The organism is Methylobacter svalbardensis, assembly GCF_037671525.1.
Taxonomy (GTDB): domain Bacteria; phylum Pseudomonadota; class Gammaproteobacteria; order Methylococcales; family Methylomonadaceae; genus Methylobacter_A; species Methylobacter_A svalbardensis.
In genome coordinates this window covers 15,879-33,242 of record NZ_JAWPOH010000025.1, presented here as the reverse complement: position 1 = coordinate 33,242, position 17,364 = coordinate 15,879, and the positions used below count along the sequence as shown (strand labels likewise).

Here is a 17,364-nt window from a genome sequence, read left to right as displayed (position 1 = left end):
AGCCACGAAAAAAGCAGTCGGGAAAATCTTGTTAAAAGGTTTTTCGTGCTTTTCGTGCTTTTCGTGTCTTTCGTGGACTATGTTTTTTTCTTGGGAATGGCCTTAATCAAATCTGCTTCATCGTAATATCCAAGGTCAAAATCCGGTAAGCGATTTGCCTCGGCGTCATATTCAGCAGGCGGGCGGCTTTGGCTTGTACCCAGCCGCTTTGCTCCAACGCGGCGATTACCCGTTCCCGGTCGTCCATGTTTTCATCATTAAAATCAATCGCGGGTGCCTTTTGCGGTTTATGATTGATAGCCGTGCCGATTTCGTCTTCAAGGCCGGTGCTGACCATCACGTCGCGATCGATGATGCCGTTCGGGCTCATGATCGCGGCGCGCTCCAGCCGGTTTGCCAGTTCGCGGACATTGCCCGGCCAGCTGTGCTTCATCAATATGCGTATCGCGCTTTCCTTGATTTCCAGCGGCCGTCCGCCTTGCTGCTGCGAAATCCTGCCGAGCAGGAATTCGGATAACTCCGGAATGTCCTCGGTCCTGTCGCGTAAGGCAGGCATGAAGACCGGCATGACATTAAGGCGGTAATACAAATCTTCCCTGAACTCGCCTTTGGTCACTTCTTCTTCAAGGTCGCGATTGGTTGCTGCAATGATCCGCACATTAACCTTGATGGTTTGGGTGCCACCGACCCGTTCGAATTCGCCTTCCTGCAATACGCGCAGCAGTTTGGCCTGGAACGAGGCGGAAATTTCGCCGATTTCATCGAGAAACAGGGTGCCGTTATCGGCTAATTCAAAACGGCCTTTACGTTGGTTGACCGCGCCGCTAAACGCGCCTTTTTCGTGACCGAATAATTCAGACTCCAACAAGGTGTCGGGCAGGGCCGCGCAATTGAGTTTTAAAAACGGCCCGCCGGCGCAGCCCGAGTTAAAGTGAATCGCATTGGCGACCACTTCTTTACCGGTGCCCGATTCGCCCCGGATTAATACGGTGGTATTCCATTTTGCAACCTGGCGAATCAAATCGAACACTTTTAACATCGGCGGCGAATGTCCGATGATGTTTTCAAAGCTGTAGTTCTTGATCAATGCCTGTTTGAGCTGGTCCCGTTCGCTGAGCAGATGGCGCTGTTTGCGTTCGATGACCCGCAGCATTTTGACGCTTTGGGCGATCAGGTTGGCGATCATCTCCATAAACCGGGCGCGCTCGCCCAGAAACTGGCTGTTATCCGGCTGGGCGGCCAGAACGCCGATGGTGTCGCCTTCTTCTATATAGATGGGCGAGCCGATAAACGGCAGTTCGGGATCGTACAAACCCAGACGGCCTAAAAAACGCGGCTCTTCGGACACTTTTTCAATGACAATGGTGCTGCCTTCGTCAAGTATGGCGCCCATCAAGCCTTCGCCGGAATTGTATCTGACCGGCTCGGTAAATTTACCTGCGCCGTTGGTGTGGACGACGCTGACAATCATGCTGTTACTTTCGATTTCCCGCAGCGTTATCATGCCGGAGCGCATGCCCGACCGTTTGTGCAGTATCTCCAAAACCGCCTGTAATTTGGCGTGCAAATCGTGGGTGCTGTTCAATACCTGACTGATAATATACAAGGTATCCAGTTCGGCTTCGATCAGTTGTAGTCGTTCAGCCATTACTCCATCCCCTTAAACGTCTGCTTGTGCTGAGGGAAACTGATTTTGAACCGGCAGCCTTGATCGTAATCGGGGTCTATTTCGATAAAGCCCTGATGCTGGTTCACAATCTCCTTTGCCATCACCAGTCCCATACCAGCTTGGTTTCCGCCCATGGCGCGCGTGGTATAAAAAGGTTCAAATACTTTGGCGCGTTTTTCAACCGGAATACCGGAACCGCTGTCTTCAATACAGACATAAATCAGATCGGCATCGGTATCGGTAGTGATCTTGAGCCGCTGTTCCGGGCCATCCGACTCGCAGATGGCTTCAATCGCATTGTCTATTAATTGCTTGAATAAGATGCGCAGGCGGTTTTCAGAACCCAGCACGGTCGGCAATTTTGACAGGGGTTGCCAATGCACCTCTATATCGTTACTGCAGATCCGTTGGTTATTGAGTAACAAGACTTCATGCAGAATCTGATTGATGTTAACCGGAATAACGGCTGTTTGCAGAATCTCGGGAATACATTTTTGCATGGTCGCAACCGCTTCTTCCCCGGACTGCTGAATCTGCTGCAATATCTGTAACAGGCCGGCGTGTTGATCATCCCGCTTGTGTTTTAAAATTTGCTCGGCCGCCCTAATTTGGTTCATCGGCATTTGAATTTGGTGCATCGCACCCAGCAATGTTTCCCTGATGCCGCGCACCCGTTCGTCCTCAGCCATGATGGTTTTTAAGGTCTGAATATGTAACTCTTCCATCTGCCTGCGTTGCCGGGTGATGTCGGTTAAGGTCAGTATCAGGTACTGTTTTGATGCATGCTCAAAAAAGGCGTCGGCATTCACCTCATTTTCGACAAACCAGTTCCCGGCGCAAGAAAACCAACGGGTTCTCTGGCTGCCCTTGCTTTCTACTTTAAACTCGCGGTTATTAAAGCCCTGTTCCCTGCTTTGCAGCTGCGACCATAAATCGCCCATTTCCTCACGCAGCAAGCGTAAAAAATAAGTTGCAGGCTCGCCTTTATCAAGATCGCTGACCAGCGCTTTGTAGTTATGGTTATCCAGGATAACCCTGTCCTGATCATCAAGTACAACCATCGCGATGGGCGATGAATTAATGACCGACTCGATCAATAATTTCTGGTTGATGACCTTTTTTTCGGATTCGTACGCTTGGGTAATATCCCGGTGCATGCCGATGTAATGAGTGATCGCCCCGGTTTCATTCAACATCGGAGCAATGGTCAAATCGGAGAGATAACGCTTGCCGGATTTATGCCGGTTGCATAAGGTTCCTCGCCATATTTTCTTAGTACTGATGGTGCGCCATAAATCGTGATACACCTCTTTAGGCGTGTGTTTGTCGGATAATAACGATTCGTTTTCACCCAGAATATCTTCAGGCCGGTAGCCGGTGACTCGGCAAAACTCTTCATTAACATAAAGAATTCTGGCTTTTTTATCGGTAATGGAAATGGCTATCGGCACCTGTTCAACCGCTTCAACAAACAGGCTGTAAGGCATCTTGTCACCCAATAAATCAGGTGCAAGTTCGCCGAAGACGTTCTTCGCCATGTTGGTATGTGTCTGTAAAAATCGCAATGAAGTCTTTTTCATATGTTAACCGGGTGTGAGAGCGCTTTATAATTACCTAGCAAATATAACGCCAACATTAATACGAATGTCTTGTTGATAACCCAATCTGTCATGACTCAACCTTGTTTGTAATGCAAGGCTACGAACTAAGCGGTTTCATGAATCATAAAATATTGTAAGGTTTGCGACAAAATATTTTTATCGATGTCGGTATGTATTACTTGTAACAGTTTTCATGCACTGATTTGGGAGGTTTTGTGCAGAGCGCTCGGGCGACAAACTTGCTGGGTCCGCACATTCATCGAATTGGCATAATTGATGCTTTGAGTCTGATAAACAGAATAGCCCTTAAAACAGCCTGGAAAAACAGTGAGTGAATATCTTCTACTTTTATTGGGCACGGCTCTGGTCAACAACGTGGTTCTGGTTAAATTCCTCGGGCTGTGTCCGTTTATGGGGGTCTCGAAAAAACTGGATTCGGCATTGAGCATGGGTTTGGCGACAACTTTCGTGCTGACCTTGGCCGCGATGACCAGCTGGATGCTGGAACACTTTATTTTAGCGCCTTTTAATATCCAGTTTTTGCGCATACTCGCTTTTATCCTGGTGATTGCCGCCGTGGTGCAGTTCACCGAAATGGTCGTGCATAAAACCAGCCCGGTGCTGTATCAGATACTGGGTATTTTCCTGCCGCTGATTACCACCAATTGCGCGGTCTTGGGCGTGGCGTTACTCAATGTGCAGGAGCAATACGGCTTTATGCAAAGCATGATTTTCGGTTTTGGTTCTGCGCTCGGTTTTACCCTGGTGATGGTGCTGTTTGCCGGTTTACGCGAGCGCCTGGCGTTAATGGCGGTCCCTGCATTATTTGCCGGGACGCCGATTGCGTTTATTACCGCCGGTATTTTATCGCTGGCATTTATGGGTTTTGCAGGACTTTACAGCAAATGATTTACAGGAAATAAACCATGTATGTTTTATCCGCCATTGTAAGTTTAACCTTGTTAGGGCTGTTTCTGGGCTTGCTGCTGGGTATTGCCGCCCGGTATTTAAAAGTTGAAAGCAGCCCGATTGTCGATGAACTGGAATCCTTGCTGCCCGGTTCGCAATGCGGTCAATGCGGCTTTCCGGGTTGCAGACCGGCTGCCGAAGCCTTGGCCGAGGGTAATGCGCCTGCAACAATGTGCCCTCCGGGCGGCAGCGCGCTGGCTGAACAAATCGCCGCTTTATTGGGCCTGGATCTGGATTTAAGCGACGTAAAAGAACCCGAATTACTGGTCGCCAGAGTCAGCGAAGCCACCTGCACCGGCTGTACCCGTTGTTTTAAAGTCTGTCCTACCGACGCGATTGTCGGTGCGCCCAAACAAATTCACGCGGTCGTTGCCGACGCCTGTATAGCCTGCAAGAAATGCGTCGACGTCTGTCCGACCGAATGTCTGCAAATGCACCCGATTGAGGTGACCTTGCGTAACTGGCGGTGGGCCAAGCCTTTGAATGTCCCCGTGCAGCCTATGGGAACAGGGAGTAATGCTGCATGTTAAGTTTTTTAAAAAAACCGCGTTTTCGTGGCGGCGTCCATGCAGATGAGCATAAAACCGCGACGGCTGCACTGCCGATAGCAAACAATTTTCCGTTGCCGAAAAAGCTGTATATTCCGCTGCAACAACACGTCGGCAAACCCGCAGAGCCGGTAATTAAAGTGGGTGAAAAAGTGCTGAAAGGGCAGTTGCTGGCTTACAGTCAGGGCCTGATTTCCGCACCGGTGCATGCGCCCAGCTCGGGCATCATCCTTGATGTTAACGATTATCCGGCGCCACACCCGTCCGCGTTACCGATTCGCATGATCGTACTGGAAACCGACGGCAAAGACGAATGGCTGGCGACACAGGCTGCCCTCGACCCCTTCCAGCTAACTTCTGAAGATATTAGTTTACGTGTCGGTGCGGCAGGCATCGTCGGCTTGGGCGGCGCAACTTTCCCGACTGCGGTCAAACTGAATATGGGCCGCGAAAACCATGTCGACACGCTGATTATAAACGGCTCGGAGTGTGAGCCTTATTTATGCTGCGATGACCGGCTGATGCAGGAGCGTGCCGGGCAAATCATCGACGGTGTGCGCTTGATGCTGCACGGCATGGAGACGGAGCATGCGGTGGTGGCGATAGAAGACAACAAGCCGCTTGCCTTTCGTGCGATGCTGGCCGCCGCAGAACTTTATCCGCTGATTAAAGTCATCCAGATTCCTACCCGTTACCCGATGGGTTGGGACCGGCAGTTGATCCGTTATGTGACCGGAAAGGAAGTCCCGGTCGGCTGCCGGTCATCGGAAATCGGGGTGACCATTCATAATGTCGGTACCGCTTATGCCGTCCATAAAGCGATCCGGCATGGGCAACCTTTGCTTAGCCGAGTTATCACGGTAGCCGGCGGTGCGGTCTTACGTCCGATGAATGTAGAAGTGCCTTTCGGTACTTTAATCTCCGAATTGTTCGATTTTTGTGAAGTGAATCAGGATCAAACCGCGCGCATCATCATGGGCGGGCCGATGATGGGCGATTCTTTGCCGCATGTCGGATTGCCTACCGTTAAAGCCACCAGCGGCATTCTGGCCTTAACATTAAGCGAACTTAAAAACACCGATGAGCAACCCTGCATCCGTTGCGCCAGTTGCGTCAGCGTTTGCCCGGCGGGACTCAGGCCTTTGGATATGGCCAACAACATCCGCATTAACCAGCTGGATGCGGCGGTGGATTTGGGCTTGAAAGACTGTATCAGTTGCGGTTGCTGCTCTTATATCTGTCCGTCCAATATTCCGCTGGTACAGTTTTTTAAATATGCCTCGGGCGAAGTCATGGCCCGGCAGCAGGCTCAGCATAAATCAGAGCAAACCAAGCGCCTGATCGATGCGCGCAATGCCCGCATGGAACGTGTAGCCCAGCAGCAACGCGAAGACGAGTTGGTGCGAATTGCCGCTAAGGCGGAGCGGGAACGGTTGAAAGCCGAGCAAGAGGCATTGGTATGAGTCCCATCGCTATCAACAAGGACATAAACGGCAATTGTGGGGGCGACTTCAGTCGCCCATGGTGCTGCAACTCGGCGACTAAAGTCGCCCCCACAAAAGTCGAGCAAGAGGCATTGGTATGATGGTACATTTAAAACCCAGCAGCGGCGCCCATGTGGGCGCCAACACCAGCGTCAGTCAGATTATGTGGCAGGTCATGCTGGCGCTATCACCGGCGACGGCGTTCGGGCTGTTTTGTTTCGGTTGGCCTGCATTCAACCTGTTTATTATCACCGTGTTATCGGCGGTTGTGTTTGAAGCCTTATGTCAGCGCCTTAGGGGCAGGGTGGCCAAACCGGTCATTATGGATGGTTCGGCCGTTTTGACCGGCTGGCTGCTGGCCATGACGCTGCCGCCTTGGGCGCCGTGGTGGATAGGCGTGGTCGGTTCCGGGCTGGCGATTATTCTAGGCAAACAGGTTTACGGCGGCCTGGGGCAGAACCTGTTCAATCCGGCCATGCTGGCGCGGGTCGCGTTGCTGATTTCCTTTCCTATCGAAATGACGACCTGGGCGAATGTGTCGCCGTTGTTTTTTTCGCATTCGCCGGGTCTGGCCGAAAGCTGGCACATCACTTTTTCAGGTTTGGACAATATCGACGCAAGCACCGGTGCGACCACGCTGGGTTTTGTCAAAACCGAGTTTTCCCAAAACCGTTTACTGAGCGACATTCTTAAAGATTACTCCGGTTTTCTTGGCTTTATCGGTTGGAGCCGGGGCAGTTTGGGCGAAACCTCCACGCTGTTGCTGGGTTTGGGTGGCGTATGGTTAATCCGCCAAAAGGTCATTCAATGGCAGATTCCGGTATCTTTATTGCTGACGGTGGCGCTGCTGGCCGGTATTTTTCATGGCATGGACAGCGAGCATTATGTCAGTCCGCTGCTGCATTTGAACTCTGGAGCGTTGATGTGCGTGGCCTTTTTCATTGCCACCGACTATGTCACGTCGCCGAATACGCCTACAGGACAGCTGGTTTTCGGTGCGGGTTGCGGGCTGCTGATTTTCGTTATCCGCACCTGGGGCGCGTATCCCGAGGGCGCGGGTTTTGCGGTGCTGCTGATGAACTCGGCGACGCCGCTGATCGATCATTATATTTGCCCCCGAATCTACGGGCGTGATCGTAAAGGCAAGCCGCTTGAAATACCGAAATCGTAAATATCGTAGGCCGGAAACGCTGGTTGTAGCGTTAGCGAAAACCGGCGTTTCCGGCAATAACTGTGCATGCTACGTTGCGGCTCGCTATTGAAGTTAAGCCGTCATACCGGCAGGGATTGCCGGTATCCAGACCACAGGGATGTAAAAATTAGATCAAAGAGCGGTTTCATATAGTTAAAATTGGTTTACACGAGATCTGATATTGCCATCCATGGCTTCTGGATCCCGGCAATCCCTGCCGGGATGACGATCTGCGTACAGCGACGCGGAATTGATCAAATATAGGAATACACAATGAAACTTGACCCAGCCACCATTGAGCGCCTGAAACAAAAAATCGCCGTTTATCGGGAATTCCTGAAAAACTGGCTGGAGCCGTCGAACCTGGCTCGGCTCAGGCCCAAACTGGAATTTCAAACCGGCGTTTTAGCGGGCTTCGCTTTAATCGCCAGCGTGTTGTTGGGCGTGACCAATTGCAGCACCGAAGGCACTATTCAGCGGCGACTCGATGAAGATTTAAAAAAATCCCTTGAAGAAGTGGTACCGGCGGCGCTTTACGATAACGACATGCTGCAAGACACGCTGACTATCCCATCCTCGGAATACAATATCGGCGCGAACGAAACCACGGTTTATATCGCCAAAAAATCCGGCAACGTCAGCGCCGTATGCTTTAAGTTTACCGCGCCCGACGGCTATTCCGGCGCGATCAATATGATCATGGGCATAGACCGCGACGGCAATATTCTGGGCGTGCGCGTGCTGAGTCACAAAGAAACTCCGGGCCTTGGCGATAAAATCGAAGTCGCAAAGTCGGACTGGATATTGAACTTTGTCGGCCGCTCGCTGGACAACTTGGCTCCTGCAAAATGGGCGGTTAAAAAAGACGGCGGCGAATTCGACCAGTTTGCCGGTGCGACCATCACCCCGCGCAAGTCGGTGCAGGCCATTTATCGCGGCTTGCAGTTATTCAAAGCGCATCAAGAACAACTGATCAATCCTTGAGGAGTACGCCCATGTTTCTATCGGAAACCTATCGCAAAATCGCCGCCGACGGCATTTGGAACAACAATATCGTGTTCGGGCAAAACCTGGCGCTTTGCCCGTTACTGGCCGTGACCGGAACCGCCACCAACGGCTTGGGCATGGGTCTTGCCACGCTGGTGGTGATCATCGCGTCCAACGGCCTTATTTCAGTGACCCGGCATTTAATTCCCAGCGAAATCCGTATCCCGATTTTTGTATTGCTGATCGCCGCGCTGGTGACCTTGGTCGATATTTTAATGAATGCCTGGGCGCACGAGCTCTATAAAGTGCTGGGTTTGTTCATCGCGTTAATCGTCACCAATTGCGCCTTGTTAGGCCGTGCCGAAGCCTTTGCTTCCAAGCAGCCGGTAAAACATGCGCTGTGGGACGGCCTGATGATGGGTTTGGGTTTCCTCCTGGTGCTGGTCGCGCTCGGTGCGGCAAGAGAAATCAGCGCGTCGGGCACGCTGTTTGCCAATGCGTCAGTGTTGCTGGGCGAATCGTTCAGGTTTCTGGAAGTCACCGTGATCCCCAACTACAAGGGTTTTTTATTGATGGCGCTGCCGCCCGGCGGATTCATCATGCTGGCTTTTTTGATAGTCGGCAAACGCCTGATAGACCAAAAAATCGCCGAAAGAAAAGTACCGGTAACCGTACTAAGCAGAGCCCTCGCTGAGGAGGAATCATGAACGTCGGAGTTTGTTATGCAGAAGTCGATAGACAGCTATGGATGCGGCTGGAAGTGCCGGATAACAGCACCATAGAAGAAGCTATTAAGCTATCCGGGGTATTGAAACTTTATCCCGAGATAAACCTGTCCAGTCAAAAAGTGGGCATATTCGGCAAAATTGCCGCGCTGGATACCCCGGTCAATGATGGCGACAGGGTGGAAATTTACCGTCAAATCACCGTCGATCCGCAGACGGTGCAGCGGCGAAGACGCTAGGCAACGGCCATGTATATATGCGTTTGTAAAGCGGTCACCGATACGCAGATTTTAACGGCTATTGAAAATGGTGTGTGTACGCGGAAAAAACTAAGCCATTGTTTCGGGATAGGCAAAGATTGCGGTAAATGCAATAAAGAAGTCAGCGCATTGCTTGCTCAAGCAATGGTTCCCGTTCAGCCATTACCTGCGGCAACAAATCAACCCATAACGATTATATAAAGGGAAACCACCATAAACCTAAAAACCGCAGTTAGTCCACGAAAAGCACGAAAGACACGAAAGAAACCAGTATGTTGTATTACGCCGTCATTCACCCTTTGGGTGACGATTTACAACTTGGTATCTCTTTGAATATTTTCGTGCTTTTTGTGTTTTTCGTGGATCAAATGATTTTTCTAGGATAAAAGGCGACACAAAAGTTATCGAGTCCCTCAATAAGGCACTGGAAAATGAACTGACAGCGATCAACCAGTATTTTCTTCATACCAGAATGTACAAAAACCGGGGCTTTCAAAAATTTAACGAAAAGGAATATCACGAATCCATTAGCGTAGTGCGGGAAATCCGGCACGCTACGTTCTGTGGGAATCGGAGGCCGGTGACGCCTCTGATGACCCGGTAGTGCTCATGAGAATCAGCCCTCTACTCTACCTTGACCTAATAATGTATAACAATGTATAACAATGTATAACAATGTATAACAAACACAACGGGGGGTAACATACTCCGTCCTGCTTTGGGGGGAGCAGCTAAAAATGGTTTGACTCATAAAAATTATAAATGGGTGTATTAAATTAATATGTTATCTATTTTTTAAAGGAGGCTTCTGATTAGTCGCAGGCAGCCCCTTAAAAATCAGATTAAAATAGCCGTCTGGACGCTTAAACTTTGAGCACCTGTTATCCCCTGGCTCAATGCCAAACATCGGATGGCAGCTATGTCTCAGGACAACTCCCTGCCGGGCTTAACGGCTGCCATTTCAGCAAAGACCTGATCAGTTTTATCCGCTATCAATACGCACATCTCCTGGTCACCCGATTGCTGCGGTGGAAACAACTACAGGATTTGGGAAGTCTTTTAACATTTTTTGTTCACCACGAAGAGCATGAAGGACACGAAGATAATTATTTTTCTTCGTGATCTTCATGTCCTTCGTGGTAAATAGTTTTTTCACTGGGTTAAAAAACTTTTGGTTTCCTATTTATGGCCCGTTTTGAATTGCAGTCCGCAGCCGGCGCAAAAGTCGGTAGGTCTTTAAATGCCGGACAGGGAAATGGAAATGGTGACACTACGCGAAACAGCCTAATTAAATCACACTACAATTGCTCTGTTCTATTCATCTACTCAACTTTGGGAAAAAACATGACTGAAAAATATATCTATTCATTCCAAAAAGGCGACGGAAAAAATAAAGTCCTGCTGGGAGGCAAGGGAGCCAATCTGTGCGAAATGACCCAGATTGGGCTTAATGTACCGCCGGGGTTTGTGATCACGACCAAAGCTTGTCTGGATTATCTCGAAAACCATCAATTGCCCGAAGGTTTGCTGGAAGACGTTAAAGCCCATATTGCCGAAATTGAAACACTCTCGGGTAAACAGTTTGGTGACCGCCGTAATCCATTGCTGGTATCGGTACGCTCCGGTTCTGCTATCTCAATGCCCGGCATGATGGATACTATTCTGAATCTGGGGCTTAATGCCCAAACCCTGACCGGCCTGATCGAGCAGACCGGCGATGCGCGCTTTGCCTATGATGCCTACCGCCGTTTTATTCAGTTATTCGGCAAGGTAGCCTTGGGCATTGATGATGAAAAATTTGATCTGCATTTCGCTGCGGTCAAAAAACAGGCAGGGATAAAATCCGATGTGGGTCTGGATGCCGAACATCTGCGCCAAATCAGCGAGCTGTTTCTCCAGGTCGTTCTGGAGGAAACCGGCAAGCCTTTTCCTGAAGATATTTATGAACAACTGGAATTGTCTATTAAAGCGGTATTCAATTCATGGATGGGCAAACGCGCAGTCGATTACCGGCGCGAATTCCATATCACACCGAAAATGGCCAACGGCACCGCCGTTAATGTGGTCGCCATGGTGTTTGGCAATATGGGCAACGATTGCGCAACCGGTGTCGGTTTTACCCGCAATCCGGGTACCGGCGTTAATGAAATGTATGGCGAATACCTGGTTAATGCGCAAGGCGAAGATGTTGTAGCCGGCATTCGCACGCCAAAACCGGTGCAAGAATTGGCTCAGGAAATGCCTGATCTCTATGAACAACTGGTTGATTTGCGTAACAAACTAGAAGCACATTATAAGGAAGTTCAGGATTACGAATACACCATCGAACGCGGCATCTTGTTCTGTCTGCAAACCCGTAACGGTAAAATGAACGCGACGGCGATGGTGCGCACTTCCGTGGAGATGATGGCCGAAGGCCTGATCAGCAAGGAACAGGCGTTGTTGCGCATCAACCCCGAGTTGCTGGAACAGCTATTGCATCCGCAACTTGATCCTGAAAATAAAGCCCAGCCTGTCGCTCAAGGCTTGCCGGCTTCGCCGGGCGCCGCTTTCGGTAAATGTGTGTTTGATGCCGATACCGCCGAATTAATGGGCCGTGCCGGCGAGCGGGTCATTTTACTCAGAGAAGAAACCAAACCCGAAGACATTCATGGCTTTTTTGCCGCCCAGGGTATTTTGACCAGTCGCGGCGGTAAAACCTCGCATGCGGCCGTGGTTGCCCGAGGCATGGGCAAAGCCTGCATCGCCGGCGCCGAAGACCTGCAAATCGATGTGCGCGCCCACCAGGCAATTATCGGTGATCTGCATATTCGCGAAGGCGATACCATTACTATTGACGGCAGTACCGGATTCATTTATTTAGGCGAAATCGCCACGATTGAACCTTCATTTTCCGAAGAATTAAAAACCTTATTGTCTTGGGCCGATGAATTTGCCGAACTGAAAGTTCATGCCAATGTCGATACGCCGGAACGCGCACGCATGGCGCTCAGTTATGGCGCAACCGGTATTGGTCTGTGCCGTACCGAGCGCATGTTTAATGCGTCCGACCGCCTGCCTTTAGTGATCGATATGATTCTGGCTGACAACAAGGATGCCCGGCAGCAAGCGTTGGAGCGGTTATTTCCGATTCAGCGTGATGACTTTAAACAGCTATTTGAGGCGATGTCGCCTTATCCTGTCACCGTCCGGCTGCTGGATCCGCCGATGCATGAATTCCTGCCCAGTGAGCACCAGCTTGAAGATGAAATCAAAGCCTTGAATCTCTATAAGCTGATGATTCAGGGTCAGCAGGTCACCCTGGACACCTTGGGTCTACAGGCGTTATTGCCGACACCGTTCAACCATCTGAATGAGGACGTCATCAATAAAGCGATTGCTAAAAAGGAATTGATGCTGAAGAAAGTCAAGGAATTGTATGAAGTCAATCCGATGCTGGGTCACCGGGGTGTGCGTCTTGGCATGTCGTATCCGGAAATTTACCAGATGCAAATTCGATCCATTCTTGAGGCTGTGGCGCTGTGTACTAAACAAGGGACACCGATTCTGCCTGAAATCATGGTGCCTCAGGTGATTACCTTGCAGGAATTGATCAAAGTAAAATCCTTCGTCGATCAAATTCAACAGGAAGTCGAAAGTCAGTACGGTATTGCGCTGGAATTTAAATTCGGCACCATGGTGGAAACTGTCAGGGCCTGTACCCGTGCCGACGAATTAGCGCAAGTGGCGGAATTTTTCTCGTTCGGTACCAATGACTTAACCCAGGCGACCTTCTCATTTTCACGCGAAGATGCAGAAAACAAATTTCTACCGCTTTACAATGAAACCGGGTTACTTGAAGACAACCCGTTTGAAGTACTCGATGCCAAAGGCGTCGGCCAATTAATGAAAATGACCGCTGACTCAGGACGCCATACCCGGCCCGATATCAAAATAGGCATCTGCGGCGAACAAGGCGGCCATCCGCAATCGATTCGCTTCTGTCATCATATCAAACTGGATTATGTCTCCTGTTCGGCGCCACGCATACCCATCGCCAGGCTGGCTGCGGCCCATGCGAAATTGCTGGAGGATGACTACAGAATTGGTTGATGCTGTCGTCATGTTAGCCATGGTGGGCAGCGCGGTTTTGCCCACATGGTTTTTTTTGCACCTCTTTGTTTTATTGTTAGCGCTATTAATAGCGCTAATTTGAGTGCTATAATGATTTTTTTTGATGAGGTGCTAGACATGTTAGTGATTACTGCTAATGACTTAAAGCGTAGTGGTGTTTCAAGTATTGAAAGGGCTATGACGGATAGTGATGAACACCAAGTTTTAATTGATGTTCGTGGAAAGACTAAATATATTGTTTTAGATATAGAGGAATTTAATCACTACAGAGAATATCAGTTAGAAAAAGCGATTTATGAAGCAGAGGAATGTCTTGTCAGTGGTCAGTACCGTGTTATTGATGATATAGATGATTTTGCCGAACAATTAAGACAAGAGATTGAGCATGGCGCTTAAGATTATTCGGCCCGATTCTTATATTAAACGAGAAATAAAATTTTTTAAAAAGCATCCAGAGCTAATTAATCAATACGCTAAAGCACTCAAGTTATTATCAATAGACCCTTCCCATCCATCTTTAAGGTTACATGCTATTAAGACAAAGCACTGCCATTCAATTTCTATTAATATACAGTATCGAGTATTGCTTACATTAAGACTAATGAATGATGGTAAGGTATTACTGATTGATATTGGTGATCATGGTGTTTATTAGTCGCGTAACCCAACATTAATCTTCAAATGTGATGATGACTTTTGGCAGTCTTGATTGCAAATAACAAAGCAACCAATCCCCATAAAACAACAAGTCCCATTCCTAAAAGTGCAGCAATCTCAATGGTCATTTTATTCCCCTTCTTGGGTGCTGATACGTAACAATGTCTATTGTTGATCCCTTATCCAGCTTATAACTTGTTTTTATTACCATGAAGGGCATGAAGATAATGAAGAAAAGAGAATTTGTCGAATAAGGATTTCCAATTTACTTTACTGTAAAGCTATTAACAATGCTTTCACCCACCTTAAAAGTGTAACTGATTGATTTTTATAAATACAAAAATTATATTTTTTGAACAAAACTAAATTGGCGAAAGTATTGATTAAAGCAAGGACTAAAAAGTTTTGTTTTATAAAATCATCTCTATAGAAAACGCAGGAAGTAAATACAGCAAATTCTTCATGCCTTTCATGCTCTTCATGGTAAAAAACAAATGACATTCCCTGAAATCAACATCCCCTTCTTCGTCTTGAATAGACATGAGTAGATGCGAGATGGTTTGGCAAGCTATCCACCAGATAAACGCCCCCAACAGGATTGCCGGGCTGTTATTTGAATAGCCCATAAAGCCCAATCCGGCACCGCCAAAATTAGAAAAAGTTTTGTTTTTTCTGGTTCCCATGCTCCAGCGTGGGAACCCATAGCGGCTTTGTGCGTTGTGATGCTTCCGTATGCATTCCCACGCGGGAGCGTGGGAACGAGGAATTTGACAGCTTATGCGCTTAATCGCGTGGGCAGAAAAGCGCTGCTTACATGGCTACCACAGCGCTGTAAGGTGTGGGTGGATTTGGCTATTAGCGTTGCAAATTGATTTCTTTTATTCATTACGATTGATACTAAATAGCGATACTACTAATCTATAAAACGAAAACACCTTAAAACTCTTGAGCTGATTTTTTCCCGTCCGATGTCGGCTAATGTGCGCTGGTCTGAAGTTGAAGCGTTATTGCTGGAGCTAGGCGCACAGATTGATGAGCGCGAGGGTTCCAGGGTGCTAATTCGTCAGTTCGGGGAGCGGCGTGTCTTCCATCGTCCGCATCCCTCACCTATGACTGATAAGGGCGCAGTCGCCAGCTTGCGCGATTGGCTTAATGACAACGGGGTAAAACCATGATTAATCAAATGACTATTAACGGTGTGAAGGCTGTTATTACTTACGATTCAGATATTGATCTGTTTCGTGGTGAATTTATAGGACTTAACGGTGGAGCTGATTTCTATGCTGCCGATGCTGAGGGCTTAAGGCGCGAGGGGAGCATTTCCCTGCAAGTGTTTATGGATGCCTGTAAAGAAGACGGGGTGGAGCCGTTTAAAGCGTATTCCGGTAAGTTTGTGTTGCGTATTTCACCGGATGACCATGCCGCTGTTTCTCGCGCCGCTATCGCTTCCGGTAAAAGCCTGAACCAATCGGTGGCCGAGGTGTTAAAACAAGCGACCAATCAATAACTAACCATGCTAATCCGCCTTACAGCGTTAGCCGGCGGATGTGTTCAATATAGCAAAAAGGGTAACTGTGGGCAGCGCGGTTTTGCCCATCAAAAACCGGAATGACGCCCATAAAAAAACCACCCAACCCGGTGACGGATTGGATGGTTTGTGTGGGTGCGATTTGACAGCTTACCCTTAATCGCGTGGGCAGAAAAGCGTTGCCCATCTTACATGGCTAAACGTTAAGGACGGGGTTACAAACCCCGTCCCGCTTGGAAGTTGTCTACCCTACATGGCTATGATCATGGTGCTGGTGCTGGTGCTGCTGCTGCTGCTGCTGCTCCTTTGCAAACCACTGGCGTTGACGTTAAACAACCTCCAGATTGTGTCCATCTCATAACTCCATTATCAATCGCTGGAGTCTGTACGCTATCTGTTCCACTAGCTAGTGTGTCAATTGCAGTGACAGTAACAACACCCGCAGCCACAGCTACCGACGCAACGTTCGCTGGCATCGTAGCAGGAGCATCAGGAATACCATTTGTGTTAAGGTCACATGCAGCAAAGGTAGGGTCAATCTCCTGTCCACATACAGAAACAGCTGTTTGATAACCTTCTGAAACCGAGATAATCTCGGCAAATCTAGCTTTGGTTGTGTAATCGCTATAAGCCGGAATCGCGATCGCCGCCAAAATACCAATAATCGCCACAACGATCATTAATTCGATTAAGGTAAAACCTTGTTGGGCTTTGTGCATGGGTAATGTGTTCATCAGTAAATCCTCTTTAAATGAAAAATAAACGCTAACGATAAGATAAAAGCACAGGTCATGCCATGTCGCGCGTAACCATGAGCTTTATTTTCAACAGGATTGATAACTGGCCTTAAAACAAGTCATTAGCCTTTTTTGAGATAACATATAACCGAGATTGTTAGCGATAAAATCGGTTATAACATTCAACTCAAGGTATTATTTTATTGAGACTCACCATGAACCACATTATGCTGATCTAAAAACTGTGCCAAAGTAGAAATGACCAGCAAAAAACCGTGTCACGATAGAAATGACCGGCAAAAAACCGCGTCATCCTAACAATGACCAGTAAAAATCCGCGTCACAATAGAAATGACCCGCAAAAAACCGCGTCAAACGCATTACCTGCATCAACCAAAGGATAGAGCATGCCAAATATCAGTCTGCAAACAGCCGCCACCTTAACCGAATGGAGCTTGAGCACCCTAAGGCGCCGCCTTGCCGATGGCACTTTACGGTGCGCCTCCAATCATCAGGATAAAAACAAAACCATGATCTGCTTTGATTCGATCAAAAACGATATTTGCATGGCTCTTGAAGCCGATGCTATTGAGTTGATTCAACGTGCCGATACCGGCGATGCCAGCGCCCAAAATGATTTAGCGGTGCTTTTTTTAGCTTACGATAAGCCGCAAAGTGCTGTTTATTGGCTGGAACTGGCGGCAAAGCAGAACTTTGCCGATGCGATGCAGCTGCTGGGAAATTGTTATTTAAAAGGTAAGGGTGTCGCCAAAGACGACAATCTGGCGATGATGTGGGTTGCCAGGGCCGCTTCTTTAGGCCATCCGATTGCGCTGGCGCAGATGCAATCGATACGTTTACTTCCTGATGAGGATTGTGCTTAATATTTGGGAG

Annotated in this window: 19 protein-coding genes and 1 pseudogene; 16 read left to right on the top strand and 4 right to left on the bottom strand. The window is 48.6% G+C overall.

What is annotated here, in order from left to right; all coding sequences use genetic code 11:
- Window positions 1-106: 106 nt before the first annotated feature.
- Together nifA and nifL are read right to left on the bottom strand one after the other, a co-directional pair.
- Entirely contained in the window at window positions 107-1,648 is a 1,542-nt protein-coding gene (gene nifA, locus RW114_RS11260) for a nif-specific transcriptional activator NifA (RefSeq protein WP_340122849.1), read from the bottom strand.
- Window positions 1,648-3,207 (bottom strand): nitrogen fixation negative regulator NifL, encoded by a 1,560-nt coding sequence (gene nifL, locus RW114_RS11255; RefSeq protein WP_340122848.1) that lies wholly within the window; start codon window positions 3,205-3,207, stop codon window positions 1,648-1,650. Before nifL ends, nifA begins: the two co-directional genes overlap by 1 nt.
- Window positions 3,208-3,597: 390 nt before the next feature.
- On the opposite strand from nifL, the gene rsxA reads away from it, so the two are divergent.
- The 13 genes and pseudogenes from rsxA to RW114_RS11190 all read left to right on the top strand — a co-directional run bounded on the left by rsxA (window position 3,598) and on the right by RW114_RS11190 (window position 14,203).
- Entirely contained in the window at window positions 3,598-4,179 is a 582-nt protein-coding gene (gene rsxA / locus RW114_RS11250; protein WP_340122847.1) for an electron transport complex subunit RsxA, read from the top strand.
- 17 nt (window positions 4,180-4,196) lie between these two features.
- A complete protein-coding gene (rsxB, locus tag RW114_RS11245; RefSeq protein ID WP_340122846.1) occupies window positions 4,197-4,769 on the top strand; it encodes an electron transport complex subunit RsxB in 573 nt (190 codons plus the stop codon).
- Entirely contained in the window at window positions 4,763-6,250 is a 1,488-nt protein-coding gene (rsxC, locus tag RW114_RS11240) for an electron transport complex subunit RsxC (RefSeq protein ID WP_340122845.1), read from the top strand. The genes rsxB and rsxC overlap by 7 nt, the downstream gene beginning before the upstream one ends.
- A gap of 118 nt (window positions 6,251-6,368) precedes the next feature.
- The gene (locus RW114_RS11235; protein ID WP_340122844.1) at window positions 6,369-7,442 is read left to right on the top strand and encodes an RnfABCDGE type electron transport complex subunit D; all 1,074 of its coding nucleotides are present in this window, start codon (window positions 6,369-6,371) and stop codon (window positions 7,440-7,442) included.
- Between the two features lie 294 nt (window positions 7,443-7,736).
- A complete protein-coding gene (rsxG, locus tag RW114_RS11230; RefSeq protein WP_340122843.1) occupies window positions 7,737-8,447 on the top strand; it encodes an electron transport complex subunit RsxG in 711 nt (236 codons plus the stop codon).
- An 11-nt stretch (window positions 8,448-8,458) separates the two neighbouring features.
- A complete protein-coding gene (locus RW114_RS11225; RefSeq protein ID WP_340122842.1) occupies window positions 8,459-9,157 on the top strand; it encodes an electron transport complex subunit E in 699 nt (232 codons plus the stop codon).
- Complete coding sequence (locus RW114_RS11220) at window positions 9,154-9,414, top strand: RnfH family protein (RefSeq protein ID WP_340122841.1); 261 nt, start codon at window positions 9,154-9,156, stop codon at window positions 9,412-9,414. Before RW114_RS11225 ends, RW114_RS11220 begins: the two co-directional genes overlap by 4 nt.
- A 9-nt stretch (window positions 9,415-9,423) precedes the next feature.
- Window positions 9,424-9,636 (top strand): (2Fe-2S)-binding protein, encoded by a 213-nt coding sequence (locus RW114_RS11215; protein ID WP_340122840.1) that lies wholly within the window; start codon window positions 9,424-9,426, stop codon window positions 9,634-9,636.
- A 181-nt stretch (window positions 9,637-9,817) separates the two neighbouring features.
- Window positions 9,818-9,991: pseudogene (locus RW114_RS11210) on the top strand (ferritin-like domain-containing protein); the annotation flags it as partial.
- A gap of 314 nt (window positions 9,992-10,305) precedes the next feature.
- Complete coding sequence (locus RW114_RS11205; protein ID WP_340122839.1) at window positions 10,306-10,557, top strand: hypothetical protein; 252 nt, start codon at window positions 10,306-10,308, stop codon at window positions 10,555-10,557.
- 222 nt (window positions 10,558-10,779) lie between these two features.
- Complete coding sequence (gene ppdK, locus RW114_RS11200) at window positions 10,780-13,527, top strand: pyruvate, phosphate dikinase (RefSeq protein ID WP_340122838.1); 2,748 nt, start codon at window positions 10,780-10,782, stop codon at window positions 13,525-13,527.
- A 138-nt stretch (window positions 13,528-13,665) separates the two neighbouring features.
- Window positions 13,666-13,944, top strand: a complete 279-nt coding sequence (locus RW114_RS11195; protein WP_340122837.1) for a type II toxin-antitoxin system Phd/YefM family antitoxin — start codon at window positions 13,666-13,668, stop codon at window positions 13,942-13,944.
- Window positions 13,934-14,203, top strand: coding sequence for a type II toxin-antitoxin system RelE/ParE family toxin (locus RW114_RS11190; RefSeq protein ID WP_340122836.1), 270 nt, complete (start codon window positions 13,934-13,936; stop codon window positions 14,201-14,203). The genes RW114_RS11195 and RW114_RS11190 overlap by 11 nt, the downstream gene beginning before the upstream one ends.
- Window positions 14,204-14,615: 412 nt before the next feature.
- Here RW114_RS11190 and RW114_RS11185 read toward each other — a convergent pair whose 3' ends face one another.
- On the bottom strand, window positions 14,616-14,888 hold the full coding sequence (locus RW114_RS11185; protein ID WP_340122835.1) for a hypothetical protein: 273 nt from the start codon (window positions 14,886-14,888) through the stop codon (window positions 14,616-14,618).
- A 285-nt stretch (window positions 14,889-15,173) separates the two neighbouring features.
- Here RW114_RS11185 and RW114_RS11180 point away from each other — a divergent pair, with 285 nt between their 5' ends.
- Complete coding sequence (locus tag RW114_RS11180) at window positions 15,174-15,380, top strand: type II toxin-antitoxin system HicA family toxin (RefSeq protein WP_340122834.1); 207 nt, start codon at window positions 15,174-15,176, stop codon at window positions 15,378-15,380.
- Window positions 15,377-15,712, top strand: a complete 336-nt coding sequence (locus RW114_RS11175; protein ID WP_340122833.1) for a type II toxin-antitoxin system HicB family antitoxin — start codon at window positions 15,377-15,379, stop codon at window positions 15,710-15,712. The genes RW114_RS11180 and RW114_RS11175 overlap by 4 nt, the downstream gene beginning before the upstream one ends.
- A 284-nt stretch (window positions 15,713-15,996) precedes the next feature.
- Here RW114_RS11175 and RW114_RS11170 read toward each other — a convergent pair whose 3' ends face one another.
- A complete protein-coding gene (locus RW114_RS11170) occupies window positions 15,997-16,452 on the bottom strand; it encodes a pilin (RefSeq protein WP_422614807.1) in 456 nt (151 codons plus the stop codon).
- 425 nt (window positions 16,453-16,877) lie between these two features.
- On the opposite strand from RW114_RS11170, the gene RW114_RS11165 reads away from it, so the two are divergent.
- Entirely contained in the window at window positions 16,878-17,354 is a 477-nt protein-coding gene (locus RW114_RS11165; RefSeq protein WP_340122831.1) for a tetratricopeptide repeat protein, read from the top strand.
- Window positions 17,355-17,364: the final 10 nt, after the last annotated feature.

What these genes read in the sequence shown, in the direction of transcription:
- rsxC (WP_340122845.1), top strand. Translation starts at nt 4,763, where the DNA reads ATGTTAAGTTTTTTAAAAAAACCGCGTTTTCGTGGCGGCGTCCATGCA.
- RW114_RS11225 (WP_340122842.1), top strand. Translation starts at nt 8,459, where the DNA reads ATGTTTCTATCGGAAACCTATCGCAAAATCGCCGCCGACGGCATTTGG.
- RW114_RS11165 (WP_340122831.1), top strand. Translation starts at nt 16,878, where the DNA reads ATGCCAAATATCAGTCTGCAAACAGCCGCCACCTTAACCGAATGGAGC.
- RW114_RS11235 (WP_340122844.1), top strand. Translation starts at nt 6,369, where the DNA reads ATGATGGTACATTTAAAACCCAGCAGCGGCGCCCATGTGGGCGCCAAC.
- RW114_RS11185 (WP_340122835.1), bottom strand. Translation starts at nt 14,888, where the DNA reads ATGGGAACCAGAAAAAACAAAACTTTTTCTAATTTTGGCGGTGCCGGA.
- RW114_RS11195 (WP_340122837.1), top strand. Translation starts at nt 13,666, where the DNA reads ATGTTAGTGATTACTGCTAATGACTTAAAGCGTAGTGGTGTTTCAAGT.
- nifL (WP_340122848.1), bottom strand. Translation starts at nt 3,207, where the DNA reads ATGGCGAAGAACGTCTTCGGCGAACTTGCACCTGATTTATTGGGTGAC.
- ppdK (WP_340122838.1), top strand. Translation starts at nt 10,780, where the DNA reads ATGACTGAAAAATATATCTATTCATTCCAAAAAGGCGACGGAAAAAAT.
- RW114_RS11170 (WP_422614807.1), bottom strand. Translation starts at nt 16,452, where the DNA reads ATGCACAAAGCCCAACAAGGTTTTACCTTAATCGAATTAATGATCGTT.
- rsxB (WP_340122846.1), top strand. Translation starts at nt 4,197, where the DNA reads ATGTATGTTTTATCCGCCATTGTAAGTTTAACCTTGTTAGGGCTGTTT.
- RW114_RS11180 (WP_340122834.1), top strand. Translation starts at nt 15,174, where the DNA reads ATGTCGGCTAATGTGCGCTGGTCTGAAGTTGAAGCGTTATTGCTGGAG.
- RW114_RS11215 (WP_340122840.1), top strand. Translation starts at nt 9,424, where the DNA reads ATGTATATATGCGTTTGTAAAGCGGTCACCGATACGCAGATTTTAACG.
- rsxG (WP_340122843.1), top strand. Translation starts at nt 7,737, where the DNA reads ATGAAACTTGACCCAGCCACCATTGAGCGCCTGAAACAAAAAATCGCC.
- RW114_RS11190 (WP_340122836.1), top strand. Translation starts at nt 13,934, where the DNA reads ATGGCGCTTAAGATTATTCGGCCCGATTCTTATATTAAACGAGAAATA.
- RW114_RS11175 (WP_340122833.1), top strand. Translation starts at nt 15,377, where the DNA reads ATGATTAATCAAATGACTATTAACGGTGTGAAGGCTGTTATTACTTAC.
- nifA (WP_340122849.1), bottom strand. Translation starts at nt 1,648, where the DNA reads ATGGCTGAACGACTACAACTGATCGAAGCCGAACTGGATACCTTGTAT.
- RW114_RS11220 (WP_340122841.1), top strand. Translation starts at nt 9,154, where the DNA reads ATGAACGTCGGAGTTTGTTATGCAGAAGTCGATAGACAGCTATGGATG.